Source organism: Arthrobacter sp. SLBN-112, from assembly GCF_006715225.1.
In the GTDB taxonomy this organism is placed as follows: Bacteria; Actinomycetota; Actinomycetes; order Actinomycetales; family Micrococcaceae; genus Arthrobacter.
On record NZ_VFMU01000001.1, the window covers coordinates 1,556,440 to 1,581,278 of the forward strand.

29 protein-coding genes are annotated in these 24,839 nt (G+C 66.5%); 20 read left to right on the plus strand and 9 right to left on the minus strand.

Translation table 11 applies throughout. The features are described 5' to 3' along the window. The first annotated feature begins 50 nt into the window (after positions 1–50). From purU to FBY33_RS07280, 3 genes are all read left to right on the plus strand, one after another. Positions 51–944, plus strand: a complete 894-nt coding sequence (gene purU / locus FBY33_RS07270) for a formyltetrahydrofolate deformylase (RefSeq protein ID WP_142032620.1) — start codon at positions 51–53, stop codon at positions 942–944. A 173-nt stretch (positions 945–1,117) separates the two neighbouring features. Continuing rightward, complete coding sequence (locus FBY33_RS07275; protein ID WP_142032622.1) at positions 1,118–1,918, plus strand: hypothetical protein; 801 nt, start codon at positions 1,118–1,120, stop codon at positions 1,916–1,918. Then, positions 1,902–2,651 carry a LamB/YcsF family protein gene (locus FBY33_RS07280; protein ID WP_142029993.1) on the plus strand — a complete coding sequence of 250 codons (750 nt, stop codon included), beginning with the start codon at positions 1,902–1,904 and terminating at the stop codon, positions 2,649–2,651. The genes FBY33_RS07275 and FBY33_RS07280 overlap by 17 nt, the downstream gene beginning before the upstream one ends. Positions 2,652–2,773: 122 nt before the next feature. On the opposite strand, the gene FBY33_RS07285 is transcribed toward FBY33_RS07280, so the two are convergent. Continuing rightward, on the minus strand, positions 2,774–4,135 hold the full coding sequence (locus tag FBY33_RS07285) for a DUF445 domain-containing protein (RefSeq protein WP_142029994.1): 1,362 nt from the start codon (positions 4,133–4,135) through the stop codon (positions 2,774–2,776). 49 nt (positions 4,136–4,184) lie between these two features. Here FBY33_RS07285 and FBY33_RS07290 point away from each other — a divergent pair, with 49 nt between their 5' ends. The 7 genes from FBY33_RS07290 to FBY33_RS07320 all read left to right on the plus strand — a co-directional run bounded on the left by FBY33_RS07290 (position 4,185) and on the right by FBY33_RS07320 (position 9,059). Further along, a complete protein-coding gene (locus FBY33_RS07290; protein WP_142029995.1) occupies positions 4,185–5,084 on the plus strand; it encodes a glycerophosphodiester phosphodiesterase in 900 nt (299 codons plus the stop codon). Positions 5,085–5,091: 7 nt separating this feature from the next. Next, positions 5,092–6,468 (plus strand): CoA transferase, encoded by a 1,377-nt coding sequence (locus FBY33_RS07295; protein ID WP_142029996.1) that lies wholly within the window; start codon positions 5,092–5,094, stop codon positions 6,466–6,468. Positions 6,469–6,598: 130 nt separating this feature from the next. Then, the gene (locus FBY33_RS07300) at positions 6,599–7,129 is read left to right on the plus strand and encodes a DoxX family protein (protein ID WP_442858321.1); all 531 of its coding nucleotides are present in this window, start codon (positions 6,599–6,601) and stop codon (positions 7,127–7,129) included. Continuing rightward, positions 7,126–7,932: an AzlC family ABC transporter permease gene (locus tag FBY33_RS07305; RefSeq protein ID WP_142029997.1), complete on the plus strand. Its 807-nt coding sequence runs from the start codon at positions 7,126–7,128 to the stop codon at positions 7,930–7,932. Before FBY33_RS07300 ends, FBY33_RS07305 begins: the two co-directional genes overlap by 4 nt. Continuing rightward, a complete protein-coding gene (locus tag FBY33_RS07310; protein ID WP_142029998.1) occupies positions 7,929–8,240 on the plus strand; it encodes an AzlD domain-containing protein in 312 nt (103 codons plus the stop codon). Before FBY33_RS07305 ends, FBY33_RS07310 begins: the two co-directional genes overlap by 4 nt. Before the next feature lie 113 nt (positions 8,241–8,353). Beyond that, a complete protein-coding gene (locus FBY33_RS07315; RefSeq protein ID WP_142029999.1) occupies positions 8,354–8,611 on the plus strand; it encodes a hypothetical protein in 258 nt (85 codons plus the stop codon). Positions 8,612–8,693: 82 nt separating this feature from the next. Further along, positions 8,694–9,059: a hypothetical protein gene (locus FBY33_RS07320; RefSeq protein ID WP_142030000.1), complete on the plus strand. Its 366-nt coding sequence runs from the start codon at positions 8,694–8,696 to the stop codon at positions 9,057–9,059. Positions 9,060–9,105: 46 nt separating this feature from the next. On the opposite strand, the gene FBY33_RS07325 is transcribed toward FBY33_RS07320, so the two are convergent. Together FBY33_RS07325 and FBY33_RS07330 are read right to left on the minus strand one after the other, a co-directional pair. Further along, complete coding sequence (locus FBY33_RS07325; RefSeq protein WP_056333154.1) at positions 9,106–9,330, minus strand: hypothetical protein; 225 nt, start codon at positions 9,328–9,330, stop codon at positions 9,106–9,108. Positions 9,331–9,428: 98 nt separating this feature from the next. Then, positions 9,429–10,088, minus strand: a complete 660-nt coding sequence (locus FBY33_RS07330; protein WP_142030001.1) for a TetR/AcrR family transcriptional regulator — start codon at positions 10,086–10,088, stop codon at positions 9,429–9,431. 123 nt (positions 10,089–10,211) lie between these two features. Here FBY33_RS07330 and FBY33_RS07335 point away from each other — a divergent pair, with 123 nt between their 5' ends. Together FBY33_RS07335 and FBY33_RS07340 are read left to right on the plus strand one after the other, a co-directional pair. After that, positions 10,212–10,535: a thiamine-binding protein gene (locus FBY33_RS07335; RefSeq protein ID WP_142030002.1), complete on the plus strand. Its 324-nt coding sequence runs from the start codon at positions 10,212–10,214 to the stop codon at positions 10,533–10,535. A gap of 85 nt (positions 10,536–10,620) precedes the next feature. Beyond that, entirely contained in the window at positions 10,621–11,298 is a 678-nt protein-coding gene (locus FBY33_RS07340; protein ID WP_142030003.1) for an O-methyltransferase, read from the plus strand. A 137-nt stretch (positions 11,299–11,435) separates the two neighbouring features. Here FBY33_RS07340 and FBY33_RS07345 read toward each other — a convergent pair whose 3' ends face one another. The 5 genes from FBY33_RS07345 to FBY33_RS07365 all read right to left on the minus strand — a co-directional run bounded on the left by FBY33_RS07345 (position 11,436) and on the right by FBY33_RS07365 (position 15,407). After that, on the minus strand, positions 11,436–11,693 hold the full coding sequence (locus FBY33_RS07345) for a hypothetical protein (RefSeq protein ID WP_142030004.1): 258 nt from the start codon (positions 11,691–11,693) through the stop codon (positions 11,436–11,438). A 323-nt stretch (positions 11,694–12,016) separates the two neighbouring features. Beyond that, positions 12,017–13,225, minus strand: a complete 1,209-nt coding sequence (locus FBY33_RS07350; protein WP_142030005.1) for a YihY/virulence factor BrkB family protein — start codon at positions 13,223–13,225, stop codon at positions 12,017–12,019. 102 nt (positions 13,226–13,327) lie between these two features. Continuing rightward, entirely contained in the window at positions 13,328–13,990 is a 663-nt protein-coding gene (locus FBY33_RS07355) for a DUF3618 domain-containing protein (RefSeq protein ID WP_142029605.1), read from the minus strand. Further along, positions 13,987–14,418, minus strand: a complete 432-nt coding sequence (locus FBY33_RS07360; RefSeq protein ID WP_200831324.1) for a phage holin family protein — start codon at positions 14,416–14,418, stop codon at positions 13,987–13,989. The genes FBY33_RS07355 and FBY33_RS07360 overlap by 4 nt, the downstream gene beginning before the upstream one ends. Continuing rightward, positions 14,418–15,407 (minus strand): hypothetical protein, encoded by a 990-nt coding sequence (locus FBY33_RS07365; protein ID WP_142030006.1) that lies wholly within the window; start codon positions 15,405–15,407, stop codon positions 14,418–14,420. The genes FBY33_RS07360 and FBY33_RS07365 overlap by 1 nt, the downstream gene beginning before the upstream one ends. A gap of 187 nt (positions 15,408–15,594) precedes the next feature. On the opposite strand from FBY33_RS07365, the gene FBY33_RS07370 reads away from it, so the two are divergent. After that, the gene (locus FBY33_RS07370; protein ID WP_142030007.1) at positions 15,595–16,281 is read left to right on the plus strand and encodes a hypothetical protein; all 687 of its coding nucleotides are present in this window, start codon (positions 15,595–15,597) and stop codon (positions 16,279–16,281) included. Positions 16,282–16,371: 90 nt separating this feature from the next. Here the strand turns inward: FBY33_RS07370 and FBY33_RS07375 are convergent, their stop codons facing one another. Beyond that, on the minus strand, positions 16,372–17,412 hold the full coding sequence (locus FBY33_RS07375) for an NAD-dependent epimerase/dehydratase family protein (RefSeq protein ID WP_142030008.1): 1,041 nt from the start codon (positions 17,410–17,412) through the stop codon (positions 16,372–16,374). A 150-nt stretch (positions 17,413–17,562) separates the two neighbouring features. Between FBY33_RS07375 and FBY33_RS07380 the strand changes: the two genes are divergently transcribed. The 7 genes from FBY33_RS07380 to FBY33_RS07410 all read left to right on the plus strand — a co-directional run bounded on the left by FBY33_RS07380 (position 17,563) and on the right by FBY33_RS07410 (position 24,780). Next, positions 17,563–18,510: a sigma-70 family RNA polymerase sigma factor gene (locus FBY33_RS07380; protein ID WP_142030009.1), complete on the plus strand. Its 948-nt coding sequence runs from the start codon at positions 17,563–17,565 to the stop codon at positions 18,508–18,510. Positions 18,511–18,734: 224 nt separating this feature from the next. Continuing rightward, positions 18,735–19,271, plus strand: coding sequence for a D-glycero-alpha-D-manno-heptose-1,7-bisphosphate 7-phosphatase (locus tag FBY33_RS07385; RefSeq protein ID WP_142030010.1), 537 nt, complete (start codon positions 18,735–18,737; stop codon positions 19,269–19,271). Then, positions 19,271–20,359: a glycosyltransferase family 9 protein gene (locus FBY33_RS07390; RefSeq protein ID WP_142030011.1), complete on the plus strand. Its 1,089-nt coding sequence runs from the start codon at positions 19,271–19,273 to the stop codon at positions 20,357–20,359. The genes FBY33_RS07385 and FBY33_RS07390 overlap by 1 nt, the downstream gene beginning before the upstream one ends. Continuing rightward, positions 20,356–21,390, plus strand: a complete 1,035-nt coding sequence (locus FBY33_RS07395) for a glycosyltransferase (protein WP_142030012.1) — start codon at positions 20,356–20,358, stop codon at positions 21,388–21,390. Before FBY33_RS07390 ends, FBY33_RS07395 begins: the two co-directional genes overlap by 4 nt. After that, positions 21,387–22,652 carry a glycosyltransferase gene (locus FBY33_RS07400; protein ID WP_142030013.1) on the plus strand — a complete coding sequence of 422 codons (1,266 nt, stop codon included), beginning with the start codon at positions 21,387–21,389 and terminating at the stop codon, positions 22,650–22,652. Before FBY33_RS07395 ends, FBY33_RS07400 begins: the two co-directional genes overlap by 4 nt. A gap of 86 nt (positions 22,653–22,738) precedes the next feature. After that, a complete protein-coding gene (locus FBY33_RS07405; protein ID WP_442858347.1) occupies positions 22,739–23,389 on the plus strand; it encodes a D-sedoheptulose-7-phosphate isomerase in 651 nt (216 codons plus the stop codon). Beyond that, positions 23,386–24,780: a PfkB family carbohydrate kinase gene (locus FBY33_RS07410; RefSeq protein ID WP_142030014.1), complete on the plus strand. Its 1,395-nt coding sequence runs from the start codon at positions 23,386–23,388 to the stop codon at positions 24,778–24,780. The genes FBY33_RS07405 and FBY33_RS07410 overlap by 4 nt, the downstream gene beginning before the upstream one ends. The last annotated feature ends 59 nt before the right edge of the window (positions 24,781–24,839 follow it).

Sequence of the window (24,839 nt, forward strand, 5' to 3'; positions counted from 1 at the left end):
GCGGTTCAGCAGCTGTGCTGGGTTCAGCAGATGTCCTGGCCGGCGGCGCCATGCCCGGCGCGCTGCCGATTGCACAGGATGTCCCGCCGCCCTCCGCCGCGGACTTCATCCTCACGTTCAGATGCCGGGACTCGCTGGGTATTGTCCAGGCCGTGGCCACGTTCCTGCTGGCGCAGGAATGCTACATCGTGGACATCAAGCAGTTTGGTGACAAGGCATCGGGCGAGTTTTTCATGCGGGTGCATTTCACCGCACCGGAAGCGTCCGACGGCGCGATGCTGCGTGAGCGGTTCACGCCCGTTGCGGGGGAGTGGGGCATGGAGTGGCGGCTTGAGCCGCACGGCCGCCGGCAGCGGATCCTGGTGATGGTGTCCAAGTACGACCACTGCTTGAACGATCTCCTGGTCAGGGCCCGGGACGGTGACCTGCCGGTGGAAATCGCCGCGGTGGTTTCCAACCATCCCGATACGTCCGGCCTTGCAGAGTGGCACGGCGTTCCATTCCACCTCATCCCTGTTACGCCGGAAACGAAGGCCGGGGCGGAAGCACGGCTGCTTGAACTGGTGGACGCGTACAACGTGGAACTGGTGGTGCTGGCCCGTTATATGCAGGTTCTCAGTGACGACCTGACCCGGAAGCTGGACGGACGCGCCATCAACATCCACCACTCGTTCCTGCCCAGCTTCAAGGGCGCCAAGCCCTACCATCAGGCGTATGCCCGCGGGGTGAAAACGGTGGGCGCCACCGCGCACTACGTCAACTCGGAGCTCGACGAGGGGCCGATCATCTCGCAACAGGTCATCGAAGTGGACCACACCTACACCCCCGCGGACCTGGTGCGCGTGGGCAAGGACGCCGAGTGCCGGGCCCTGACCAATGCCGTGCGCTGGCATGCTGAGGGCCGCGTCATCCTGTCCGGCGGCAGGACAGTGGTCCTGCGCTGACCTTGTGCGTTGCTGCTGTGCGGCAGGATCTGCGTTGATCCTGCCGCACAGCAGCCCGGTCCGGAGCTGTGGACCCGTGGACCCGAAAGTTAAGCATGCTTAGTGTTTGTCCACATAGGATGGAATGAGCACGGCAGCTTACCCGCTGCAGGTCGATTTGAATGAAGGTGACCATGGCCCGGCGCAGCAACCCCGCAGTACGCATCGCACAGGAAACCGCCCACAATGCAATGTTCGATTCCGAGGGCAAGCCAAAGCCCGGAGTCCACAACATGCTCATGAAGGCAGTACAGATCCAACGGCCCCTGGTGGTCGGCTACATCCGCCGGCTCCAGAAGAAACATCCCCGCGCCACCGCAGCCCAGCTGGCGGACATCGCCGAGCGCGACTACCTGCGTGCGGTCGCCGGCGGGGGTGCCCTGGTGGGGGCCACCGCCGTCGTCCCCGGGGTTGGAACCGTGGCGTCGCTGGGACTTTCCGCTGCCGCCACCGTTGGTTTCCTGGAAGCAACAGCCCTCTATGCCACCTCGCTGGCTGAACTCCACGGCATTCGACTCACCAATCCGGAGAAGGCCGGGACCATGGTCATGGCCATCATGCTTGGCGAGGAGGGCACGGCCCTGCTGGGCACACTCAGCGGCCAGGCATCCGGTGCGCCTACCAACACCTGGGGCAACGCGCTTTCAAAGTCCATGGTGGGGCCGGGATTTGGCAGCGTGCGGAAGCGTATCCAGCACGCCTTCCTGAAAAACCTGCTTAAGCGCCAGGGAACCGCACTGTTCGGCAGGGCCCTCCCGTTCGGCATAGGGGCGGTTGTCGGCGGAGCCGGTAACCTCGTGATGGGCCGTGCGGTGGCCAAGAACGCCCGGGAGGCGTTCGGGCCGATGCCGGACACCATCCCCGGGGAGCTGACCGCCGCTGCCGGGCCGGACAACCTGACGCTGGAAGGCAACATACTTGGATCTCAACGCTGACGTAGGCCAATCATTCGGCTCCTGGACCGCAGGCGGCGATCAGGTGATGTTCCAGCTGGCCACCAGCGCCAACGTAGCCTGTGGCCTCCACGCAGGCGACCCCGTCACCATGCTCGACAGTTGCAGGGCGGCATACGAACTCGATGTCACCGTCGGTGCGCACCTGGGCTACCGGGATCTGGCAGGCTACGGACGCCGCATGCTGGGGATGAGCTTCGACGAGCTTTTCGGTGACGTGCTGTACCAGCTGGGCGCGCTCGACGGCGTCGCGCACGCCGTGGGTGCCTCCGTGGACTACGTGAAGCTGCACGGAGCGTTGTACGAGACTACGATCCACGACGCCGAACAGGCCTCCGCCGTTGTTGCGGCCGTGAACGCCTACGATCCCGGCCTTCCGCTACTGGGCTTCCCTGGCTCGGAGCTGCTGAAGCAGGCCAAGGAAGCTGGGCACCCCGTGTTCCTTGAAGCCTTCGCCGACCGCGCCTACCTCGCCGACGGCAGCCTGGTGCCGCTCTCCGACGAAAGTGCAGTCCTGCATGACGTAGACGCAGTGGTTGAGCGTGCCGTCCGTCTGGCCATGCAAGGCGAAGTGGTGGCTGCGGACGGCACGGTGGTAGCGCTCCGGCCGGACTCCCTGCGAATCCACGGCGGGAGCCCCGCCGCGGTAGCGATGGCAGCCAGGATCAGGTCAGGACTTGAAGCTGCCGGCGTGGAGCTGGAAGCCTTCGCATAAGCATTTCGACATCCACGTTAACTGGCGCTACGCATGTTACTTTTCGCACCCCAAATATGGGGTGCGAAAAGTAACCTCCGCGTCGTCAGAATTTATCCGGGTCGCAACGCCGCGGCGGACAGTCACCCAAAGATCAGGTGCGCCACCGTAAAGATCAATAACCCGGCCAGCGACCCCACCACGGTGCCGTTGATGCGGATGAACTGCAGGTCCTTGCCTACCTGAAGCTCGATCTTCTGGGACGTTTCCTCGGCATCCCAGCGCGCCACGGTGTCCGTGATGACCCCGGCTATGTCCGAACGGTAGGTCCGGACCAGGTACCCCGCAGCGTCGCCGATCCAGGCGTTGACCTTCCCGGCCAGTTCCGGGTCCTCGACCAGCCGCGACCCGAAATCGCGCACCGCTGCCTTGAATTTGAAGGTGAGTTCGCTGTCCGGATCGTCCACGGCGCCCAGCAGGGCGTTCTTGACCGTGCCCCACGTCCTGGAGGCGAGTTCGCGCACCTCCGGGTCACCCAGGACCTGTGCCTTGATGCCTTCGGCGCGCGCAATCATCGCGGGATCATGCTGGAGGTCCTGGGCCAGGTCGTTGAGGTACTTGTCGATCGACTGGCGCACCTGGTGCCGGGGGTCTGCCTGGACGGCCCGCACAAACTTCAGGATCTCGATGTAAACCTTGTCGCCCACCAGCCCGTCCACGAATTGCGGAACCCAGGTGGGGGAGCGGTCAGATACCAGGTGGGTGACCGTATCGTGGTTGTCGTCCACCCAGTCCGCCGCACGGTCCACCAGCAGATCCACCAGCGTGTGATGGTGCCCGTCATGGAAGATGCGCTCCGCGAGCCTTCCCACCGGAGGTCCCCACGGCGGAGTGAGCAGGTGTTTGCGCACCATGCCCTCGATGACGGCCTGGACGTCGTCGTCATTCAACACCTTGAAAGCGCCGCGGATGACGGCAGCGCCCTCCTTGGCCACCCGGTCCGCGCCGCCGGGCGCGGCCAGCCACTCACCTGCCCGGCGGGCGATGTTGACGCTCGCCAGCTTGTCCTGGACCACCTGTTCAGAGAGGAAATTGGTCTCTACGAACTCGCCCAGGGAAGCCCCGATCTGGTCTTTCCGGCGCGGAATGATGGCAGTGTGCGGAATCTTGATGCCCATCGGGTACTTGAACAGGGCCGTTACAGCGAACCAGTCGGCCAGCGCGCCCACCATGCCGCCCTCCGCCGCTGCCCGCACGTACTGCAGCCACGGATATTCCTTCTGCAGCGCGAACGCAAAGACAAAAATCACGGCCATGGCAATCAGCAGGCTCAGCGCCAGCAGCTTCATCTTCCGCAGCGCTGCCGCCTTTTCGGCGTCACCCGCACTTAGCTGATGGCCTACGACGGCGGCTGCCGCCTTGGTGCCGGAGCCCGCCTGCTGCGCGGCTTCGGTGGGGGCTTCCTGCGTGGTTGGCCCAGTAGTTGCCTCAGAGTTCACCTGCATGTGCCAAGCCTAGCCCCGAAGGCGGGGGCCGGTCGGCTACCGTGTGTCCATGACAACTGACGAGTCAGTGCCGCAGCGGCCGCTGGTCTTTGCCCATCGTGGTTCAAGCGGCGCCTACGCTGAACACACCAGAGCCGCCTACCTGCAGGCATTGGCCGACGGGGCCGACGGCGTTGAATGCGATCTGCACCTCACCCGGGACCAGCACGTGGTCCTGCTCCACGACGCCAACCTGGACCGGACCTCGGACGGGACGGGGCCGGTGGCCGAACGCACCCTGCAGGAATTGCACCAGCTGGACTTTTCCTCCTGGAAAGGCGTCCGCATTCCCGAAGCCTACGGCGCGCGTTCCGAGCAGCTTCTCACCCTCCCGGAGCTGCTGGACATCCTCCGCGGTGCCGGCCGGCCCATGAAACTCGCCATCGAACTCAAGCATCCCAGCCCCTATCAGCTCAAACTGGAGGACCGGGTCCTGGAAGTGCTCCGCAGCGAAGGCTGGGACCCCCGGAGCTCCACCGTGGACAACGTGGCCGTGACCTTCATGAGTTTCAGCCCGGATTCGGTGCGCCATCTGCTCCGCTCCGTGCCACCCCAGTACATTTGCCAGCTGGTGGACGATGTCACCATCCACGAGATCCGCGGCGGACTGGGCGTGGGGCCAATTGCCGGCGGCGCCATCGCCAACTTCATGAAGGCCACGCAGTTGGAGGGCGAGCGGATCCTGGATGACCGTAAGGTGGGCATGGCCGGCCCTGGCATCGAGTACGTCCGTGAGCGGCCGGAAACCGTGCGCCGCTGGCTGGACTCCGGCCGGCGCTTCCGGGTGTGGACGGTGGACTCCCCGGAGGACGTGGCGCTCTGCCAGGAGCTGGGCATCCACGAGATCACCACCAACGTGCCGGCCCGTGTCCTGGACCAGCTCCACGCGGCCTCGACGCAGGGAAAGTAGCGCGGACATGGACGCCGGCCGACATTCGCCGGGCGGATATTCCCCGCGCCGCTGGTGGGCCGGGCCGCTCGACGTCGAAGGCCTTGCATTGCACTCCGTGGCAGCCGCTGCGGAGGCGCTGAATCAGTATGCGCGCACCCCTGGCCGTTTCAGCACCACATCCGGGCTGGCCGCGGCTGCCTTTGATTCCTTCGGCCACCTGCGGATTGCCGGGCGAAAACCGCAGGGCTTCGCGCCCCTGTCGGGCTTCCGGGAGACCAGCGATGGCTGGATCAGGCTCCACGCCAACTACCCGCACCACGAGCAGCGGCTGCTGCAGGCGCTCGACACCAGCTCTGCTGAAGGGGCTGAACATGCGCTCCTTTCCATGACGGCGCTGGAGGCGGAGGCCGCAATCCAGGGCCAGGGCGGGATCGCCGCGGCCGTCAGGACCCGTGGGGACTGGCTGGGCTCAGACATGGGCCGGGCGGCGGCCGCGGGGCCGTGGGTTGCGGTGGAACTGCCCGACGGCACCACAGCCGGTTGGGGGCTGCAGGAGCTTGCAGCGGCCACTGGCGGGACAGCCGACGGCAAGGACATAGGCAACGGCGAAGAACGCAAGGGTGGCAACGGCCTGCCGCTCGAGGGGCTCCGGGTCCTGGACCTGACCCGGGTGATCGCAGGGCCCGTGGCCACCCGACTGCTGGCGGCACTCGGAGCAGACGTCCTGCGGATCGACCCGCCGGCCTTCCCCGAAATCGAAGACCAGTTCGTGGACACGGCCTTTGGCAAGCGCAGCGCGGAGGCCGATCTGGGGCTCCCCCAGAACCAGCGCAGCCTCCAACAGCTCCTGGGCCGCGCCGACGTCGTCATCACCGGCTACCGGCACGGCGCCCTGGACCGGTTTGGCCTTAATCCGCGCGAACTGCTCGCATCGCATCCCGGGCTGGTGGTGGTCACCCTGGACAGCTGGGGGAGCGCAGGGCCTTGGAGCGGTATGAGGGGTTTTGACAGCATCGTTCAGGCAGCCTGCGGAATCGCACACGTCTACGGGAAGGACAACGACGACGGCGGATGGCGCCCGGGTGCCCTTCCGGTCCAGGCGCTGGACCACGCCACAGGGTACGGTGTGGCTGCGGCCGCCGTGCGCCTTCTGGACGGACGCCGGGAGACCGGGACGGGCGGCTCCGCTCACCTGTCGCTTGCCCGCACTGCCGAGGAACTGTTTGCCCTGCCTGAGAACACGGAAAGCCCAGAAGAAATGCCCGCGCTCCACTACATGTCCATGGACAGCACCTACGGGGAGCTCCGATACGTTGGTCCGCCGTTGCTGGGAGGGGGCCGGCCGGTGGACTACCTGTCCCCACCGCCGCCGTATGGAAGCTCGCCGCCTGCCTGGCTGTGAAGGGGGCCGGGTGTGACGGACTTGGGAATGACCTGAGTGGGGGAACGCAACCCAGCCGCTTCCCGCCGTCGCCCGTTTTGCCTCGAACGGCGGTTTCCAGCCACCGCTGTGGCTGTGATTGAGTGGTTCCATGTCTTTTCCCTGGTCCGGCCCTGCTGGAAACGGCCTGTCCGCGCGGACCTTGTCCTTGCACAGCCCAGCCATTCAGGGCCTGTCCGCAGCCGCCATGGGAGCCCTGCTGCTGGCCAGCGCCGGCAAGCATTTCAGGGATCCCGGCTTTTACCGTGACGTGGTTCCGGAATACCTCTGCCGCCGGGATCCGGAACCTGGCGCGGATCAAAGCGCCGGGGCCAATCATCCGCTGGCCATCCTGTCCCGGGACGAATGGATCGCCGTAAGCGGCCTCCTGGAGCTGGCAGCCGCCGTCGGCATCCTCCTCCCGCCCACCCGAAAACTGACCGCCACCGCCCTCACCGCGATGTTCACCGCATTCCTGGCCGGGCATGTCGACGCCCTGGTGAAGGCCTACGGCCCGCAGGGGACACCCAGACGGCGAAAGATCCACTCCATCCGGCTGCCGCTCCAGGCGCCGCTGATCCTCTGGGCCTGGAACCTGCGGAAGCCCGTGCAGCGAGCACCCCAGCTGGGCGGCGGGGTGTGAAACTGCTGGCTTCGCCCGCGGTCAAGGTGGGCATCTCCATCAGCATCGCCACCGGCCTCTACGGGGTGTCCTTCGGGGCGCTCGCAGTGACTTCAGGGCTCGACATCTGGCAGACCATGGCCCTGAGCCTGCTCCTCTTCAGCGGCGGTTCGCAGTTCGCGTTCATCGGCGTGGTGGCAGGCGGAGGTTCCGGCATCGCCGCCATGAGCGCCGCAACCCTCCTGGGCATGCGCAACGGCATCTACGGCATGCAGCTGAACGCCCTGCTGCGCCCCACCGGCTGGCGCAAGTACGTGGGCGCGCAGCTGACCATCGACGAATCGACGGCCACCAGCACGGGCCAAACGGACCCGGCCGAGCAGCAGCGCGGATTCTGGACCGCCGGCGTTGGTGTCTACGTGCTGTGGAACTTCTTTACGGCGGTGGGTGCGCTCGCCGGGAGCGGGTTGGGTGATCCCAAGCAGTGGGGACTCGATGGCGCCGCTGTGGCTGCTTTCCTGGCATTGCTCTGGCCGCGCCTCAAGGGCCGGGAGCCCATCGCCATCGCGGTGGTGTGTGCCGCGGCCACCGTTGTGGCCGTTCCCTTCGTGCCGGCGGGGGTGCCCATCCTGGTGGCCGCGCTGGTGGCAGCGTTGGTTGGCTGGTTCAGCCACGGGCGCCGCGATGAAGGCCTTGAGCCGGACATCGAGCCCTACGGCGGGCATCACTCCGGCGGTCATCCGGGCCATCATCATCAGGATGAAACCGGAGCGCGTTCCGGTGCGGAGCAGGCAGAAGGTAAGGATCCGGGGGCAGGCGCATGAGCCTGTGGTTCTGGCTGCTTCTTGCCTGCACGCTTGCCTATGCATGGAAAATCGTGGGGTATTTCGTGCCCGCCAGGTTCCTTGAGGACCCCCGCACATCCCGGATCGCAGGGACCATGACCATCGGCCTACTTGCCTCCCTGACCGTGGTGAACGCGGTGGTGTCGGGCCAGGGGCTCGCCGCGGACGCAAGGCTGGGGGCGCTTGCCGCGGCCGGAATCGCACTGGTATTGCGCGCACCTTTCCTGGTGGTGGTCATTGTCGGCGCCGGCACTGCGGCCCTGCTGCGGGCGCTGGGCTGGAGCTAATTTAGCAGGCAACTGCATAAATTGGTGACGTGAGTCACGTCCCTGGCCGTACGGCGGTTGTACTATGAAATCGGCTTATGCAGTTGGCCATGGCATTCCTATGAACGGCCACCATGGAAAATCAGCTGCATCCTGCAGGAGGCTTGGCGGGCAGGCCCCGCCACAAGGACGCCCGACGACGGGCAGGCCTCCCAGCCAAACGCTTCTTCAAGCGCTTTTCCAGGCTTTCGGACGTACCGGAAGAGGACCTGGAAGTTCTCTCCCAAAGGCTGCGGGAGGCATCTGACCTGGACCCGTCGTCGTCCGTTCCGGCCTTGCAGGCCCTGGTGCGCCAGGAAATCCGCAAGCGGGCAGACGCAGGGAACACCTAGCGGCCCAGCATTCCAGGTGCCATGTGTGGTGGACTGGAGGAGATGCAGCCCACACCAGGCGGCCACCAAAGGAGGAATCGAGATGGACGAACAATCGCGGCCTGTCGAGCCGCAGGACGGCCAAGGCACCGAGGAGACCGGAGAGCGCGCCAGCGAAGCGCACGGCGCTGGAGTACCCGCTGCGGAGCAGACCGGGAAGCAGCGGATCGCCTACCTGGACCCCCGGGGCTCCGAGTCAACGCGTGAACTGCGGGACACCGCACGTCGGCGCCGGGATGCCGAGGAGAAACTCCAGCAGCACTTGATGGAGGCCAAGCACCACGTCCCCAACGAGTTCCATGAGCACCATGGCCACGAACATCAGGGGCAGGGGCAGCAGGCAACTGAACAGGCCCAGCCCGGCACCCAGGATGGCACCCAGGCTGGAGAAGCCGGGGAAAACTCCTGACAGCCGGGCAGCGCCGGCCGGCTGTCAGGGGTTCGATAAGAGCTGGCTAAGCCACCCCGTGGGCGGCGCTGCCGGGCGCGACGGTCCTGCGGCAGCTTTCTTCCACGCCCATCTCGTACCACACCTGCGCGCCGAACTCAGGCTCAGGGGTATCAAGGTTCTGGTACAGGGCGTCAAGCAATTGGACGAGTTCCCCGGTTGTCAGCGTAGGCAGGACTTCTTCAGGCCCCCGGGGATCATTGAGGTACTGAAGTAGTTTTGAGCTGTTCATCGCAGCGTGGCCGTTGCAGGGCGGATACGCACGAAAATATGCATGGTTCGGCTCCATCTCGGAATATTCGAGGCTGGCTGCCTAACCCCGCTCTGAGTTTATTGCACCTGCTGTGTGCCGACAATGGTGCCGGCCGGGGTACCGGCTGCTGCAGCCGGGACGGGAACCAGTACGGGAAGCGGGCGTGAAGGACGGACGGTGCGGATGGCGTCCTCGACCAGCGCCAGCGGGCGGCGCCATGCGTCAGAGCCCGGTTCCATTGTGTCCACTACGCCGATCAGCATGGCAAGCAGCCGGAACATATCCGTCATGGAGATGTCCGGGCGCAGGCTTCCCTGGCCTTGCCCGCGTACCAGAAGGATACTGATGGAATCCATCAGGGATCCGGTGATTCCCGTGAGGAGTTCGCGGCGGCCCGCCACGGCGCACAGCAGGTTGGCGTCGTCGCTTGCGGCGGCCATCAGGGCCTCCAGAACGCGCAGCAGGCCGGCAGCGGCGTCGATATCGGCCAGGGCGCCGTCCATGACGGGGTCCACGGTAAGCCGGAGCTGCCGGTTCAGTGCTGCCAGAACCAGTTCTTCCTTGTCCGCGAAGTTGCGGAACAGCGTCGCCGGGCCCACACCCGCGGTGGTGGCGATGGTCTGGAGCGGCACTTCCGGACCGAACTCCCGGAAACACTGGCGCGCCGCCGTGATGATCTTGTCCACGTTCCGCGCTGCGTCCGCACGGAGGGGCTTTCGGGCGACTGCGAGGCTCATGCCCAAAAGGTTAGCAACGGAGCCCCGGGCCAACACGGTTACTGCAGGGTAGGAGCTTATGTGACGGCGGGCGGCCGGACCTGCGCCTGCGGACGTCCCAGGCCGCATGCGAAACTGGGACGCATGTTGCTTGCATTTTCTGTTGCTCCCTCAGGCGTTCCCAACGAAGGTTCCCGGCCAAACGATGCGTCGGTCCACGACGCCGTTGCAGCCGCCGTGAAGATCGTCCGTGAGTCGGGGCTGCCCAACCAGACGGATTCCATGTTCACCACCATCGAGGGTGAGTGGGATGAAGTGTTCGACGTCGTAAAGCGCGCCACCGAGGCAGTGGGCCGTTACGGCAGCCGTGTCTCACTGGTGATCAAGGCCGACATCAGGCCGGGATTCAGCGGCGAGCTGACGGCAAAAGTGGACCGCCTCGAAAACGCGTTGGCGCAGGAGTCCTAAACCTGCGCGGCGGGGCTGAAGGAGGGGCTGAAGGAGGGGCCGAAGGTGTCTGGACCGCCGGAACGCCGCGTGCCAAACTGTGCCCATGTTCGAGCACAAACCCCGGCCGGAGTGGATTGCCACTGAGGAGTTTTTGTCCCGCACGGTGGTGCACCCGGACGAAGCCGTCCAGCAGGCCATCCACACTGCGGCTGACGCCGGGATGCCGGCCATCGAGGTGGCACCGAACGCCGGCAAGCTCCTGAAGCTGCTGGTCCAGTTGTCCGGCGCCCGCCGCATCCTGGAGATCGGGACCCTGGCGGGCTACAGCACCATGTGGATGGGTCGGGGGCTACCCCACAACGGCAAGCTTGTCACCTGCGAATACCTTCCCCAGCACGCAGAGGTGGCGTGGGCCAATATCGACGCTGCCGGCTTGGGCGAAAGGGTGGAGATCCGCCTGGGCCCTGCGCTGGAAACCCTCGCTGCCCTCGAGGAGGAGGACAGGGAACCGTTCGACTTCATCTTCATCGACGCCGACAAGCAAAACAACAGCCGCTACCTTGACTGGGCCGTCAGGCTGGGCAGGCCGGGTGCCGTCGTCGTCCTGGACAACACGGTCTGGGAAGGCGCCATCCTGGATCCGGACATGGACCCGGTCAATGCGCCGGGCATTATCGACGCCCTCAAGATGCTCGGCGACCACCCGCGGCTGGATGCCACCGTTATCCAGACCGTTGGCTCCAAGGGCTGGGACGGGTTCGCCCTGGCGCGCATCCTGTGAGGGCCAGGAACTTTATACAAGAAAGGTGGAGCTGTTGCCTTTCGGCAACAGCTCCACCTTTTTCGTCTTAGTTCAGGTTAAAGCGTTCTGCACTCCGGCCGGCCGGCTTGGCCGGTCCTAACCTCGGATGCAGGCGGTTAGACCAGGTCCGGAGCGCTGGCCACGATGTAATCCGCGGCGGCAGGTCCGGTCATGGAGAGGTTATTGCTGTCCGGGTTGATTCCAGCGTCCTGCATGGCTTCCCAGAGGGCGGCCGGTTGCTGGAGTTCTGCCTTGTGCAGGAGGCACCAACTGGTGTAGAGGCCGTATAGCTCGTCGCGTCCGAGGCCCAGTCCGGGCTCCCTGTCCGGGACAACTGCTTCGGCAAGAAACTGTTCAAAATGGGTAGCAGGCATGTCCGCTCATAAGGGTCGACCGTGATGCCGCCGTCTGCTTCAGCGGACCTGCCGGTCTCCAAAGGATCCCGGCGAGGTATTCAAGAAAGTATTGCAGTTCTCCGCATTTTGTCCAGTTACGGCCAGGAATGGGGGAGTTTAAGGGGGGCCGACGGCGACTGGGGGGACTGGCCTCGGTCTCAGAAGAGGCCATCTCACCGCCGACCCCGCATTGCCCCGGGGTGTACACAACCCGGGAAACCCAACAGGACCTTCAAGATGAATTTTCCTCCATCCTGAAGGTCCTGCCTAGTCCCACTTACTGCAAAGCCTGCATCCGCCGGCTAAGCCCTCCCTCTTGGCCGGCCGTCGTCGTCGGTTTCCCCATTGCCCGCACGGTGCTGCACCTTCTCGCGGACCCGGTCGCGGTGCGGCTCACGGTGATCCTCGCCGTTCTGCCCGTCCTGGCTTTCGTCGGCGCCCTCGCCGTTCTCCGAGGCGTACTTTTCCCGGAGTTCGCGGCCGTGCTTGACGTCTTCCTCAATCTGCTTCTGCAGCTTCTCGCTTTTCTTGGTGTCCCGCGGCGGCAGTTGGATGGTTTCTTCCGCCTCGATACCCGCCTGGAGTTGACGGCCGCGCTCCACTTCGGCGTCGAATTCAGCACCGAAGAGCAGCGACATGTTCAGGATCCAGAGCCACAGCAGCATCACGATGACACCACCCAGGGTGCCGTACGTCTTGTTGTAGTTTCCGAAGTTGCCTACGTAGAACCCGAAACCCACCGAGGCCAGCAGGAAGACGAACAGTGCGATGCCGGAACCCATGCTCATCCACTTGAATTTGGGCTGCTTGACATTGGGGGTCGCGTAGTAGAGGACTGCGATGATCACGATGATGAGCGCGATCATGACCGGCCACTTGGCGATGTTCCAAACGGTGAGGAAGACTCCACTGAGCCCGATCAGTCCCCCAACCGCCTCAGCAACTGGGCCACTGAGGACCAGCATGCCGGCGAGGATGGCAACAATGACCACGGCCAGGAGCGTGACCGCCAGCATGGTCCCGCGAAGCTTGACGAACGCACGGCCTTCATCCACCTCGTAGACCCGGTTCATGGCGCGCCCAAAAGCGCCCACATAACCGGATGCGGACCAGAGTGCGGTGGCGAGGCCGATGATCAGGGTGAATCCTGCCGCCGGGGCGTTTGCCAAGTCCGCCACCACTCCACCTACCGTGTCAACCGTCTCGGCCGGGACGAAACCGCTGACGATTTTCAGGAGCGCGTCGGTGGTCTTCTGCGGGTCACCAAAGAGCCCTATCAAGGACACAAGTGCCAGGATGGCCGGGAACAGCGACAGGACCGCGTAGTACGTCAGGGCTGCTGCCAAATCGGGGCACTGGTCCTTGCTGAACTCCCGGAGAGTCTTCCTGGTGATGTACTTCCAGGACGGCTTATCCAGGTCACTCGGGCTGCCCGGTTTCCTTGAGTCATTCGGATCCGGAGCCTGGCCCGCCTTGGCGGTGCTGGTCTCGGAGTTGTCGTGAGTGGCCATGGGGCGTCCTCTCAATCAGGGGCGAAGCGAACAGGCCGGCCCGCGGGTGGCGGTGCCGGCCTGTCGAACAGAACTGTTGCCTTGCGAGCCGCGGTGGGCTGGTTAGGTGTTTTGGACGTTGTCTTTGGCGTCGGTGGCGCGGTCCTTGACGTCGGCGGCGGCCATTTGGCCTTCGGCTTTGACGTTTTGGGCGGCGTCGGTGGCGGTGGCCTTGACGTTTTCCATGGCTTCCTGGGCTGGTTCCTTCAGGTCCTGGGCCATGTTCTTGGCGGCGTCGGTGACCTGGGTGGCCAGGGGCTGGGCTGCGGTTTTGAGCTGGTCCGCGGCTTCGCGTTCCTTCTGGCTTGCCGGGATCAGCGAGGAGACCAGCATGCCGGCGCCGAACGCGATCAGCCCGGCGGCCAGGGGGTTCCCGGCGGTTTTGGCTTTGACCTGGTCCGGGGCGGCGGAGACGGCCTGGCCGGCGTCGCTGAGTTTGGCAGAGACGGTATCTTGTGCCTGGTGCAGGCTGTCGCCGGCGGAGTGCATGGCGTTGGTGGTGTGTCCGGCGCCGGTGGAGGTCGTGTCGTGGACCTTGGTGGTGGCGGTGTCTGCTGCTCCCATGATTTTCTCCTTCACCCCGGTCACGGCGTCTTTTACTTTGTCGGTTTGGCGGTGGACGATGTTGGACGGGGTGACCTTGTCTGCCACGGCGTCCACGTTGGTGCCCAGCCGTGCCCGGGTGGCTTCTATGTCTGCGCGGATGACGTCAGGGTTTTCGCTCATCGGTTTACCTCACCTGGTTTTAGGGTTGGGGGAATTTCTGAGAGGGTTTCCCCGGTTTGGGGCAGGCCCTTGATCTGCTTGAGTTCCTTGCGGCCGATGGAGGCCAGGACCGCGGCGATGATGGCCCAGACCACGGCGACGATCAGCGCGGACCAGCCCAGGGGCATGATGGCCCCGAGGGCCCACATCAGGGCCAGGGACAGGAAGAGCAGGACGAAGTGGCCGCCCACGCCGGCGCCGGCGAGCATGCCGGCGCCTTTCCCTGCCCGGGAGGTGGATTGCTTAAGTTCGGCCTTGGCCAACTCCACTTCCTGGCGCATCAGGGTGGACAGGTCCCGGGTCACATCCCCCAGCAACTCGCCCAGGGACGCGTTGTCCGCCTTCATATGCGCCTCACTCGGCGGCATCTCCGGAATCTGGCTACTCATCACAGACCACCCGTCTGGCCACCCCGGGTGCGGTCCTGGGTGAGGGGGTCATTGGCCATGGGATCGTCGGCGAGTGCGCGGTCGCGCAGCGGGTCGTCGGACAGCTGGTTCCCGGACCAGGGTTCCTCCACCAGCTGCGGGCTGTCGAGGCCGCTGGCCGGACCCGCTGCCTCGGGGTAGCTGCTGCCCGGTGCACCGCCGTCATACCCTGCCGTCGTGGTGGCCGGGCCGGGGAGCTGGACCGGCGGCGGGGGCACAGTTCCACCGGCAACGGGGGTGGTCTGGTTGTACTGGTCACCGTAGGGGGTGCCGGAGTACTGGCCGGAGAGACCCGCCCTGGTTCCGGTGGACGTGCTGGAGGATGAGTCGGGGGCGCCTGCGGTGAGTCCGCGGGTGAGGCGTCCTGCCAGGACGCCGGCGCCGGCGGCGAGGAGCAGGAACGTTCCGGGCCGGTTGCGGGCAAACCGCTGGACCTCGTTCAGGAGGTCGCCCGGCTCCCGGTTCTCCAGCCAGGAGGCCATGGAGGACGTGCGATCGGCTGCCTGCCGGACCAAATCGCTCGCCATGCCCTGCTGGTCCGGTGCGCTGGCCATGCTGTGCAGCTGGCTGGAAATGTTCCGGATGCCCTCGGCAGCCTTCTGCTGCTGGGTGCCGGCCTGGCTGGTCAGGCCCGACTTCGCCTGGTGGAGCAGGTCCTGGGCGTTGGCCTTGGCCTCATGGGCCACGTTCGCAGCCTCGCCCTTGGCCGTCTGGGCTACTCCCTGGGCGGACCCGGCGGCAGTGCGGGCCACGTCGGCTGCCTCTTCCTTGGCAGCCTCTTTGCGCGAGGACGCAGAGGTTTGATCGGTCGTGGCGTAGCCGGTTCCGGCCTCGCCCGTGTAGGGGCCGGCGGTTGACGGGAAGGTGGTGGCCTCCCGCTCACCCGGAATTCCTGTACTGCCCGGAGGAGTCGTGTAAGCGGGGTCCTCGGGCCATTGGTTCTCTGTCATCTTCGCTCTCTCTTTCCAAGAAGGCCGGTTGTTGATCAAGAACCAGCAATACTGGCCGTAAAATGATAAGCATGGTTACTAATAAAAAGTAAGTACCCTTGCTAAGCGAGTTATAACCGTTCCAAAAATGTCAGCCGGAATGGCGAGGGCCTGCCCGGTCACAACGAAGTGGAAAGTGGTGGGAAACATGGATACAGCTCCATGGGTATGGGTGATAGTTGCCATTGTTGTGGTGGCACTGATCGTGGTGCTCCTTCTGGCCGGCGGAAAGCGCCGCAAGGCCATGCAGCAGAAACGCGACCAGGAGCACCGGGAAAAGGCCGCCGAGATCCGGCGTGAAGCCGAGAACATGGAAATCGACGCCCGCGAGCGCGAGGCCAAGGCCATCCGCGCGCGTGCCGATGCGGAGCAGGCGCAGGTTGACGCTGCCCGCCTTCGGCAGGAGGCCGAGCAGCGGGCCCATGAGGCCCAGTCCCTGCGGGGTGATGTTGCCAGCCGCACCCGGAAAGCGGATGAACTTGACCCTGACGTCGGAAGGGATGGCAGCCGGCGGGACCGCGTTGAGGGCAATGATGGACGGCCTGTGCAGCATCGAGACGCCGGCCATGACGGGCGTGGAGCTGCCGAAGCAGGTGCTGTCCGGGATATCGACCGGGACGCGGCGTACAGGGATGGCCGCCATGCCGACGGGGGACAGAAGGACCGCGGAAGCCATGACACCCTTGCCGGCGGCACCAGGACGGATACGCCTGCAGAGATGACGGAAGCAGAATCCGAGCGGCGGCGCCATCGTGACGCGAACGACACCGCGACGGGAAATACAAGTACCGCCGCGGAGCGTGATGTCCGCGGGGAGGAAAATCCGCGCATCTGAGGCCGGCGGGAAGGCGGCACAAATACAGCAGCCCGAACGGCACCACCAATACAGCGGCCATATTTGTGCCGGCTGCAGGTGGAGCGAAGGCTAGGGCCGCCGCGGTTTGAGGACCGGGGAAGGATTAACGCCTTCCCCCGTCCCCATGCCCGCGAGGAGTTCCTTGACCGCGTCCACCGATGACACTCGTGGTTCCCATCCGAGGATCCTTTGTGCGCGGCTGGTATCCATGATGGGCGCGCCCGCCGCCATCTCCACCCAACCCGAGTCCGTGGGCTGGATACGTGCCCGCCAGGTGAGGTCCACCACGGTGTGAAGCAGCCGCATGGGAATGGGGAGGATTCTCTTGGCGCCCAGGATGCGGGCCAGTTCCTGGGGGTCCAAAACCGGCTCGGCTGCGATGTTGAAGGCGCCGCTGGCCCGCTGGTCCACCACCCGCCAGTAGGCCTCTGCAACGTCGTCAGCATGGACCGCCTGGAAGATCAGGTTCCCTGGAACCGGCAGCAGTGGAACCCAGGGTTTGCGCGGTACCAGCCGCGGAAATATGTTTCCCAGGAAATACCTTCCGATTTCGCTTCCCGCCTTGCCCTGGAAGATGAGCGCCGGCCGGAGCCTGGCAACGGAAATTTCCGGTTCCGCGGCCGCGAACTGGTCCAGGAGCTTTTCCTGCTCGGCCTTGTGGCGGCTGTAGTGCGAGCCGGCCATTCCTGTTGCAGGCCAGGACTCATCCCTGCGCTGGTCCTTGTCCGCCTTGCTGTAGGCGCCAACGGAAGACGCGCACACCACCTGCTTCACGCGCATTTTTGCGGCAGCTTCGAGGACGTTCTTCGTGCCGGTGACATTGGTCCGGTGCAGGAGCGGGAGGTTGTGGTTCGGTTGGATTTGCCACGCCAGGTGGACCACTGAGTCCACCCCTTCAAGTGCTTTCTCCAGCGCTGGCCTGTCCTGGTCCAGGCCCACATCGAGGGTGTGCCATTCCATGCCGCCATAGGGCTCCCGGGCCGTGTCGGGCAACCTGCGGCTGATCCCCACCAGCTGCAGGCTCCCTGGCTTATGGGCGAGTTGGCCCTGCAGGTTGCGCAGCAGTGCTGTTCCCGCATTTCCGCTGGCCCCGGTGATGGCAATGCGCATGGCAACGACTCCTTGGCAGGTTTGGACTGGTTGCGGCCCTACATGACGAGCCTATAGCGGAGAAGCATTGTTTTATAAGCAACCTTATGATTTCCTACTTCTAAGTCTTGCCGCAGGCTTTCGGAACCAGATCGAGGGAAACCAACACTCATGCCCGAATCCTTTGCCGCTTTTGCCGTGGACGCTTCACCTGTCCACCGTCAACAGTCCCAGCCGGCACAACAACCAACTCCTCCCGCCACCTCAGGAAGGCTGCGGGAAACGTTCGAAAACGACCTGGTCCTACGGTACCTGGACCTCGCCGAGGCCCTCGCTGCCCGTTTTGAGGCCCGCGGCCGGGAGCGGGCGGACCTGAACCAGGTGGCCTATCTGGGCCTGGTGAAGGCCGCCCGCGGATTCGACCAGGCCAAGGGCGAGAGCTTCCCCGCTTACGCCGCACCCACCATCACCGGTGAACTCAAGAGGTATCTCCGCGACCGGACGTGGGTTGTGCGCCCGCCGCGCCATATCCAGGACCTGCGGACCCGGCTGTTCCGGGCAGAACCGGAGTTGACCCAGGCGCTGGGACGGAACCCGAGTGTTGCCGAGCTGGCCGGTGAGCTGGGAACTGATCCGGCGGAGGTGCAGGAGGCCATCTCGGCATCCAGCAGCATGCACCCGGATTCCCTTGACGCAGTGAACCCCAATTCCGATGCTCCGTCCATCGGTGAGGTCCTGGCCTGCCCTGAGACGCCCCTGGAGCGGCTCGAGGAACTCGCCTGCCTGCGTGACGCCATGCAGGACCTGGACGACTCGGACAGGGAGCTCTTGTACCGGCGCTATTTCTGCGAGGAGACACAGGTGCAGCTGGGCAAACGGCTGGGAATGTCCCAGATGCAAGTGTCCCGCCGCCTGGCCAAGGTGCTGGTGGAGCTTCAGCGGCGCCTTGAGGCCAGCGCCCAGTTCGGTGCGCGGGAAGACGCCGCGGGCGGTGGAGCGCCGTCCCGGGCTGCGCAGGCAGGCCGGTCAGCCAATCACGTCACGTCCTTCCAGGAAGCCAGGAACGGACACGCCGGCGCAGGAGTCGGCCGCCGCTTGGGCGGTACCAGGGCAAGGTAAGGCGAGCCCTGCACGGGCAACAGGCAATGGACGACGGCGGCCGGCCCCTTCCGGCAGCACGTTAACGCCGGGAGCGCAGAGGGGCTGCGGAGGGCCCCGGAAGGAGTATCTGCAGCAGCCGAATTCCTATCTTGCCTGTTCAACCGCCCAAAAGAACCTGGTCCTGCGGCTGAAAAAGCCCGTGGCCCTGTTTAGGAGCAGCAGCAGGAGGGAACGGTCCGTTTATGGGAAGCTCTGAAACCTCCAAGCTCCGGGCTGTCCTGTTCGACCGGGACGGGACCCTGGTGGTCGATGTGCCGTACAACGGGGACCCCGGCAAAGTACGGCCGATGGCCGGCGCCAAGGCAGTACTGGACAACCTGCGGGCGGCCGGCATCGCCACCGGCGTGGTCAGTAACCAGTCAGGGATTGCCCGTGGGCTGATCACGGCCGCGGACGTGGCAAAAGTGAACGCCCGGGTGGAAGAACTGCTCGGTCCTTTCGACGTGTGGGAAGTGTGCCCGCATGCCGAGCAGGACGGCTGTGCCTGTCGCAAACCCGCCCCGGGAATGGTCCACAGCGCCTGCCGCAAGCTGGGCATCCAGGCGTCGGAAGCCGCCCTGATCGGGGACATCGGCGCCGACGTGGGTGCTGCCGAGGCTGCCGGTGCCACCGGCGTCCTGGTTCCCACACCCGTGACCCGTGCCGAGGAAGTGGCCGCGGCGCGGCTGGTGGCCCCGGACCTGGCGTCCGCCGTCGGCCTGCTGCAGGGGACGCCCTGATGGGGCGCGTCCTGGTGGCCCGGCTGGACAGCATGGGCGACGTCCTGCTGTCAGGCCCTGCCGTGCGGGCGGTAGCCAACGGCCGGGCCCAGTATGGTGGCAGCACCAACCACGTGGTGATGCTGTGCGGCAGGCAGGGTGAAGCTGCTGCGGCGCTGCTCCCCGGCGTGGCCGAGGTCTACAGCTGGGACAGCCCCTGGATCATGAACCCGGCGCCCAAGATGACCGGGCCGCACGCTGACCGGCTGATCGAATACGTCCGGAATTCCCGGATCACCGAAGCAGTCATCCTCACGTCCTTCCACCAGTCGCCGCTGCCGCTGGCCCTGCTGCTGCGGCTGGCGGGCGTGGAGCGCATCACCGGCGCCTCCACTGACTACGCCGGCTCCCTGCTGGATGTGCGCCTCAAACCGGGTGAGGACTTCCCTGAAGACCAGCCCGAGGCGGAGCGGGCACTGGGCATTGCCGGGGCGGCGGGCTTCCGGCTCCCCGCCGGCGACGACGGGAAGCTGCACGTGAAGTCGGTGCCCGACGTGACAGGCCTGGTAGGTGAGGAACCCTATGTTGTTGTTCACCCCGGAGCCGCCGTCCCTGCCAGGGCCTGGCCCCCGCTGCACCATGCCGCCGCCGTCGAACTCCTCCAGGGCGCAGGCTACCGGGTGGTGGTGACCGGCGGCCCCGGCGAAAAGTCGCTGACCGCCACGGTGGCCGGCCCCTCGGCCCTGGACCTGGGCGGGCGTACCGACCTCTCCACCATGGCGGGCGTCATGGCCGGCGCCGATGCCGTGGTCAGCGGCAACACCGGGCCGGCCCACTTGGCTGCCGCGGTGGGCACCCCGGTGGCGTGCCTGTTTTCGCCCGTGGTCCCGGCCATCCGCTGGGCCCCGTATGGCGTGCCCCTGGAACTCCTCGGGGACCAGAACGCGCCCTGCCGCATGTCCCGCGCCCGGGTTTGCCCCGTGCCGGGCCACCCCTGCCTCGACTCGGTATCGCCGGAGGAAGTGGTGGCAGCGGTGGAACGCCTGATCAGCGGAGTGAGCTCCTTCAGCACCCACGTCAGCACCCGTAGAAAGGCCCGCAACAGATGAGAATCCTGCTCTGGCATGTCCACGGTTCCTGGACGGACGCCTTTGTCCGCGGCCGTCATGAGTACCTGCTTCCCGTCCTGCCGGGAGGTGGAGCGTGGGGGCTGGGCCGCGCCGGCAGGGACTGGCCGGAATCAGTGCGGGAGGTGGACCTGGCGACGCTCGACCCCGAGGCGGTGGACGCCGTCGTCCTCCAGCGCCCGGAAGAGATCGACGAAGTGCTCCGAACCCTGGGACGGATGCCCGGCGTCGACCTTCCGGCCGTGTTCGTGGAGCACAACACGCCCAAAGGCAATTTCCCCAACACCAGCCACCCGCTCGCGGACCAAGACAGCATCCCCGTTGTCCACGTAACCCATTTCAACCGGCTGGCCTGGGACAACGGGTCCGCTCCCACCACCGTGATCGAGCACGGAATCCCGGACCCCGGACAGCTCTACACCGGTGAGCTGCCGGAACTGGGGGTAGTGGTCAACGAACCGGTGCGACGCGGCCGGGTAACAGGAACCGACCTGCTGCCGGCCTTCGCGTCCGTGGCACCGCTGCAGGTGTTCGGCATGAAGACCGAGGGCCTGGCCGCAGCGACCGGAATCGAGGCTTCGCGCCTGACGTCCCGGGGCGACCTGAAAACCCGGGAGCTGCACCGGGAACTTGCGGGCTGCCGGGTCTATGTCCACCCGATGCGCTGGACCTCGCTGGGGCTGTCCCTGCTGGAAGCCATGCACCTGGGCATGCCGGTGGTGGTGCTTGCCACCACTGAGGCTCCACGGGCGGTGCCGCAGGAAGCGGGCGTCGTCTCCGCCGACGTCGACGAGCTGCTCCGCTGTGCGGCGCGGCTGGTCGCCAACCCGGATGAAGCCCGACGGCGGGGAGTCGCCGCCCGGGAGGCGGCGCTGGAGCGTTACGGCCTGGGGAAGTTCCAGGACCGCTGGGATGAGCTCCTGGCGGACCTGCGGCACCGGCCGCGGCACCCCGTTAACGAGCGGCCGAACGAGCGGATCCTCGTTCCGGCGCGGGAGAGGAAGACACCATGAAGATCGCCATGATTTCCGAACACGCCAGTCCGCTGGCGGCATTGGGCGGGGTAGATGCCGGCGGGCAGAACGTTCACGTTGCCGCGCTGTCCGAGGCCCTTGCCAAGCGCGGCCACCATGTCACCGTCTATACCCGCAGGGACGCAACGGAGCTCCCCGCACGGGTCCGGGTGGGGCGCCGCTTCGAAGTGGTCCACGTGGACGCCGGGCCCGCCCGGCACGTGCCCAAGGATGAGCTGCTGCCTTATATGGGCGAACTCGCGGACGGCGTGGCCAGGGACTGGGGGCACCGGCCACCGGACGTGGTGCACGGCCACTTCTGGATGTCCGGCCTGGCGGCCCTGGACGCCGCCAGGCGCCCCGACATGGGGTACCGCGTGCCCATGCTGCAGACTTTCCACGCGCTGGGCACCGTCAAGCGGCGGCACCAGGGCGCCGAGGACACCAGCCCCGAGGCGCGCCGCTGGCTCGAACCCGGAGTAGGCCGCTCCGCGGACCGGATCATCGCCACCTGCTCCGACGAGGTCTTCGAGCTAAAAGCCATGGGCATCGCCACCGGCAAGATCTCCATTGCGCCCTGCGGCGTGGACCTGGGCTTCTTCTCGGCGGATGGCCCGGTGGCACCACGGAAGCGCCGCTACCGCGTCCTGTCGGTGGGGCGGTTGGTGCCACGCAAAGGCGTGGACCTGGTGATCCGCGCGCTCCCGTACCTCAAGGCGGCAGGATTCGACGACGTCGAACTCCTGATCGTGGGCGGCGGCGGAGACACCAACGTGATGCACGCCGACCCGGAAATCCGCCGCCTGCTGGACCTCGCCGCTCAACTCGGCGTGTCTGAACAGGTGACCCTGCAGGGGCAGGTATCCCGTTCGGAGATGCCGGGTATCTTCCGCAGCGCCGACGCCGTGGTGTGCGCACCCTGGTACGAGCCGTTCGGCATCGTTCCGCTGGAGGCCATGGCCTGCGGCATCCCCGTGGTGGCAGCAGCGGTTGGCGGGCTCCGGGACACGGTGGTGGACCACACCACCGGCCTGCACGTCCCGCCGCGGGACCCGGAGGCCATCGCATCGGCCCTGTCACTGCTGCTGGAAGACCCTGCCCTCAGGACAAAACTCGGCCAGGCCGGAGAACGCCGCGCCCGCACCCGGTACTCCTGGGACCGGGTGGCAGCGGAAACCGAAAAGGCCTACCAGCTGGCCATTGCCGGCGCCCACGCCGGCGCTTCGGCCGGCAACGTACCCATGGAAGGAGCCGCACTGTGACTGCAGAATCATCCCTGCGTGAATCGTCCGTGCGCGAAGCGTCCCTGCGACAGGCCGACCTCCGCACCCTGACTGCAGCCCCGTCGTTGCCTGCGGTGCTCCCTGGCGCCACCTTCGTGGATGCGGCCAGCGCCGACGCCGTTCGCACGCACCTGGACAACGTGGTTCCTGCCCTGGATTCGCTCCGCAGCCAGTCCGGCCGGCTCGCCGCCTGGGGCGTGGAGCTGGCCACGCGCCTGCTGCGGGGGCAGCGGCTGCTGGCCGCCGGCAACGGCGGCTCAGCCGCGGAGGCGCAACATCTCACCGCCGAACTGGTGGGCCGGTTCGACAGCGAGCGGGTCCCGTTCTCCGCCATCTCCCTGCATGCCGAATCGTCGGCGGTCACCGCAATCGCCAACGACTACGGCTACGACGAGGTCTTCGCCCGGCAGGTCCGGGCCCATGCCCGTTCCGGCGACGTACTGATGCTGCTGTCCACCAGCGGCAAGAGCCCCAACCTGCTGCGCGCCGCGGAGACGGCGTCCCGGCTCAACGTGACCACCTGGGCGCTCACCGGTTGCGGACCCAACCCGCTGGCGGAGGCCTGCGATGAGGCGGTCATGATTGACGCCCTCAACGCCAACGCCCAGGAAGGGCACCTGATCGCCCTGCATGCCATCTGCCGGGCCTTCGACCTGGAAGTTGCCCGCCACACCCCAGCCGTGGTCCCCGGCTTCCCGAGAGGGGGCCGGCCATGAGGATCGTGGTTGTGGGCGACGTGATGCTCGACGTCGACCTTTCCGGTGAAGCCACCCGGCTGAGCCCGGACGCCCCGGTGCCCGTCGTGGACGTTTCCGGCGTCCGCCGCCGCGCTGGCGGTGCAGGCCTGGTGGCGCGCATGCTGGCCCAGGACGGCTGGCCCGTCACGCTGGTCACAGTCCTGGGCAATGACGACGCCGGCAGCCAGTTGCGTGCGCACCTCGCCGGCGTGCGGCTGGTCGCAGGGACCAGCGGCTATCCCTCGCCGGTCAAGACCCGGGTCCGGGCGGGTTCGCATCCGGTGGTCCGCTTTGACCAGGGCTGTGAAAAGACGCCGGTTCCGGATGTCAGCCCCGCCATGCTCCGCGCCGTGGAACATGCCGGCGTGGTCATCGTTGCGGACTATGGCAGGGGACTGGCTGCGAACCCGCAGCTGCGGGACCTACTGGCCCGGCTCGCCGGTGAGGTGCCCATTATCTGGGACCCGCACCCCTCGGGGCCGGAACCGGTGCCCGGTGTGGCCGTGGTGACTCCGAACATTTCCGAAGCCACCAAGGCCGCCATCCAGGCTGGTCCCGGAAGCGCGGCAGGCTCGGCAGACACCGTGGCGGAAATCCTGCTCAAGCGGTGGCGCAGCCAGGCCGTGCTGGTGACCAAGGGCGAGGAAGGGGCGGTCCTGTTGCGGCAGGGGGATGCTGCTGCCCGTGCCGTTCCCGCCCCAAGGGTGGAAGCAGGCGATCCCTGCGGGGCAGGCGACCGCCTGGCAGCCAGTCTGGCCGTGCACCTTCTCGCCGGCCGCGACCTGCCCGACGCTGCCGCCTTGGCAGTGCATGACGCCGCGGATTTCCTGGCGGCCGGGGGAGTCTCGGCCCTGCCGGACACTCCAGGGGCCGACGCTGCCGCCGGCCATCCGGCACCGGCCGCCGGCCGGCGGACCACCGAACCGCTGCTGCTGGCCCGTTCAGTGCGCGAAAGCGGCGGAAAAGTTGTTGCCACCGGCGGCTGCTTCGACCTGATCCACGCCGGTCACATCCGGTCCCTCACGGCAGCCCGCGAGCTGGGGGACTGCCTGATCGTGTGCCTCAACTCCGACGACTCGGTACGGCGGCTCAAGGGGCCGGAGCGTCCCATCATCGGCCAGCACGACCGGGCGGAACTGCTCCTGGCGATGGAATGCGTGGACGCGGTGATGGTCTTCGACGAGGACACGCCCGAGGCCGCGTTGGACCGGCTCCGTCCCGACATCTGGGTCAAGGGCGGCGACTACAAGGGAGCCAAGCTGCCGGAGGCGGACCTGGTGGAAAGTTGGGGCGGCCGTTGCCTCACCGTCCCCTTCCACCCCGCCCGCTCCACCACGGGCCTGGCGGACGCCCTCGCCAAGGTCAGCTGAACCGCCCCTGTCCGTTGATTTGTTTGCCCCATTGACTTGTTTTCCCTCTTGAAAGGAAC

What these genes read in the sequence shown, in the direction of transcription:
- FBY33_RS07395 (WP_142030012.1), top strand. Translation starts at nt 20,356, where the DNA reads ATGAGAATCCTGCTCTGGCATGTCCACGGTTCCTGGACGGACGCCTTT.
- FBY33_RS07295 (WP_142029996.1), top strand. Translation starts at nt 5,092, where the DNA reads ATGGACGCCGGCCGACATTCGCCGGGCGGATATTCCCCGCGCCGCTGG.
- FBY33_RS07390 (WP_142030011.1), top strand. Translation starts at nt 19,271, where the DNA reads ATGGGGCGCGTCCTGGTGGCCCGGCTGGACAGCATGGGCGACGTCCTG.
- FBY33_RS07320 (WP_142030000.1), top strand. Translation starts at nt 8,694, where the DNA reads ATGGACGAACAATCGCGGCCTGTCGAGCCGCAGGACGGCCAAGGCACC.
- FBY33_RS07380 (WP_142030009.1), top strand. Translation starts at nt 17,563, where the DNA reads ATGCCCGAATCCTTTGCCGCTTTTGCCGTGGACGCTTCACCTGTCCAC.
- FBY33_RS07370 (WP_142030007.1), top strand. Translation starts at nt 15,595, where the DNA reads ATGGATACAGCTCCATGGGTATGGGTGATAGTTGCCATTGTTGTGGTG.
- FBY33_RS07350 (WP_142030005.1), bottom strand. Translation starts at nt 13,225, where the DNA reads ATGGCCACTCACGACAACTCCGAGACCAGCACCGCCAAGGCGGGCCAG.
- FBY33_RS07290 (WP_142029995.1), top strand. Translation starts at nt 4,185, where the DNA reads ATGACAACTGACGAGTCAGTGCCGCAGCGGCCGCTGGTCTTTGCCCAT.
- FBY33_RS07340 (WP_142030003.1), top strand. Translation starts at nt 10,621, where the DNA reads ATGTTCGAGCACAAACCCCGGCCGGAGTGGATTGCCACTGAGGAGTTT.
- FBY33_RS07310 (WP_142029998.1), top strand. Translation starts at nt 7,929, where the DNA reads ATGAGCCTGTGGTTCTGGCTGCTTCTTGCCTGCACGCTTGCCTATGCA.
- FBY33_RS07410 (WP_142030014.1), top strand. Translation starts at nt 23,386, where the DNA reads ATGAGGATCGTGGTTGTGGGCGACGTGATGCTCGACGTCGACCTTTCC.
- FBY33_RS07315 (WP_142029999.1), top strand. Translation starts at nt 8,354, where the DNA reads ATGGAAAATCAGCTGCATCCTGCAGGAGGCTTGGCGGGCAGGCCCCGC.
- FBY33_RS07335 (WP_142030002.1), top strand. Translation starts at nt 10,212, where the DNA reads ATGTTGCTTGCATTTTCTGTTGCTCCCTCAGGCGTTCCCAACGAAGGT.
- FBY33_RS07345 (WP_142030004.1), bottom strand. Translation starts at nt 11,693, where the DNA reads ATGCCTGCTACCCATTTTGAACAGTTTCTTGCCGAAGCAGTTGTCCCG.
- FBY33_RS07365 (WP_142030006.1), bottom strand. Translation starts at nt 15,407, where the DNA reads ATGACAGAGAACCAATGGCCCGAGGACCCCGCTTACACGACTCCTCCG.
- FBY33_RS07375 (WP_142030008.1), bottom strand. Translation starts at nt 17,412, where the DNA reads ATGCGCATTGCCATCACCGGGGCCAGCGGAAATGCGGGAACAGCACTG.
- FBY33_RS07325 (WP_056333154.1), bottom strand. Translation starts at nt 9,330, where the DNA reads ATGAACAGCTCAAAACTACTTCAGTACCTCAATGATCCCCGGGGGCCT.
- FBY33_RS07330 (WP_142030001.1), bottom strand. Translation starts at nt 10,088, where the DNA reads ATGAGCCTCGCAGTCGCCCGAAAGCCCCTCCGTGCGGACGCAGCGCGG.
- FBY33_RS07285 (WP_142029994.1), bottom strand. Translation starts at nt 4,135, where the DNA reads ATGCAGGTGAACTCTGAGGCAACTACTGGGCCAACCACGCAGGAAGCC.
- FBY33_RS07275 (WP_142032622.1), top strand. Translation starts at nt 1,118, where the DNA reads ATGGCCCGGCGCAGCAACCCCGCAGTACGCATCGCACAGGAAACCGCC.
- purU (WP_142032620.1), top strand. Translation starts at nt 51, where the DNA reads ATGCCCGGCGCGCTGCCGATTGCACAGGATGTCCCGCCGCCCTCCGCC.
- FBY33_RS07385 (WP_142030010.1), top strand. Translation starts at nt 18,735, where the DNA reads ATGGGAAGCTCTGAAACCTCCAAGCTCCGGGCTGTCCTGTTCGACCGG.
- FBY33_RS07300 (WP_442858321.1), top strand. Translation starts at nt 6,599, where the DNA reads ATGTCTTTTCCCTGGTCCGGCCCTGCTGGAAACGGCCTGTCCGCGCGG.
- FBY33_RS07360 (WP_200831324.1), bottom strand. Translation starts at nt 14,418, where the DNA reads ATGAGTAGCCAGATTCCGGAGATGCCGCCGAGTGAGGCGCATATGAAG.
- FBY33_RS07355 (WP_142029605.1), bottom strand. Translation starts at nt 13,990, where the DNA reads ATGAGCGAAAACCCTGACGTCATCCGCGCAGACATAGAAGCCACCCGG.
- FBY33_RS07400 (WP_142030013.1), top strand. Translation starts at nt 21,387, where the DNA reads ATGAAGATCGCCATGATTTCCGAACACGCCAGTCCGCTGGCGGCATTG.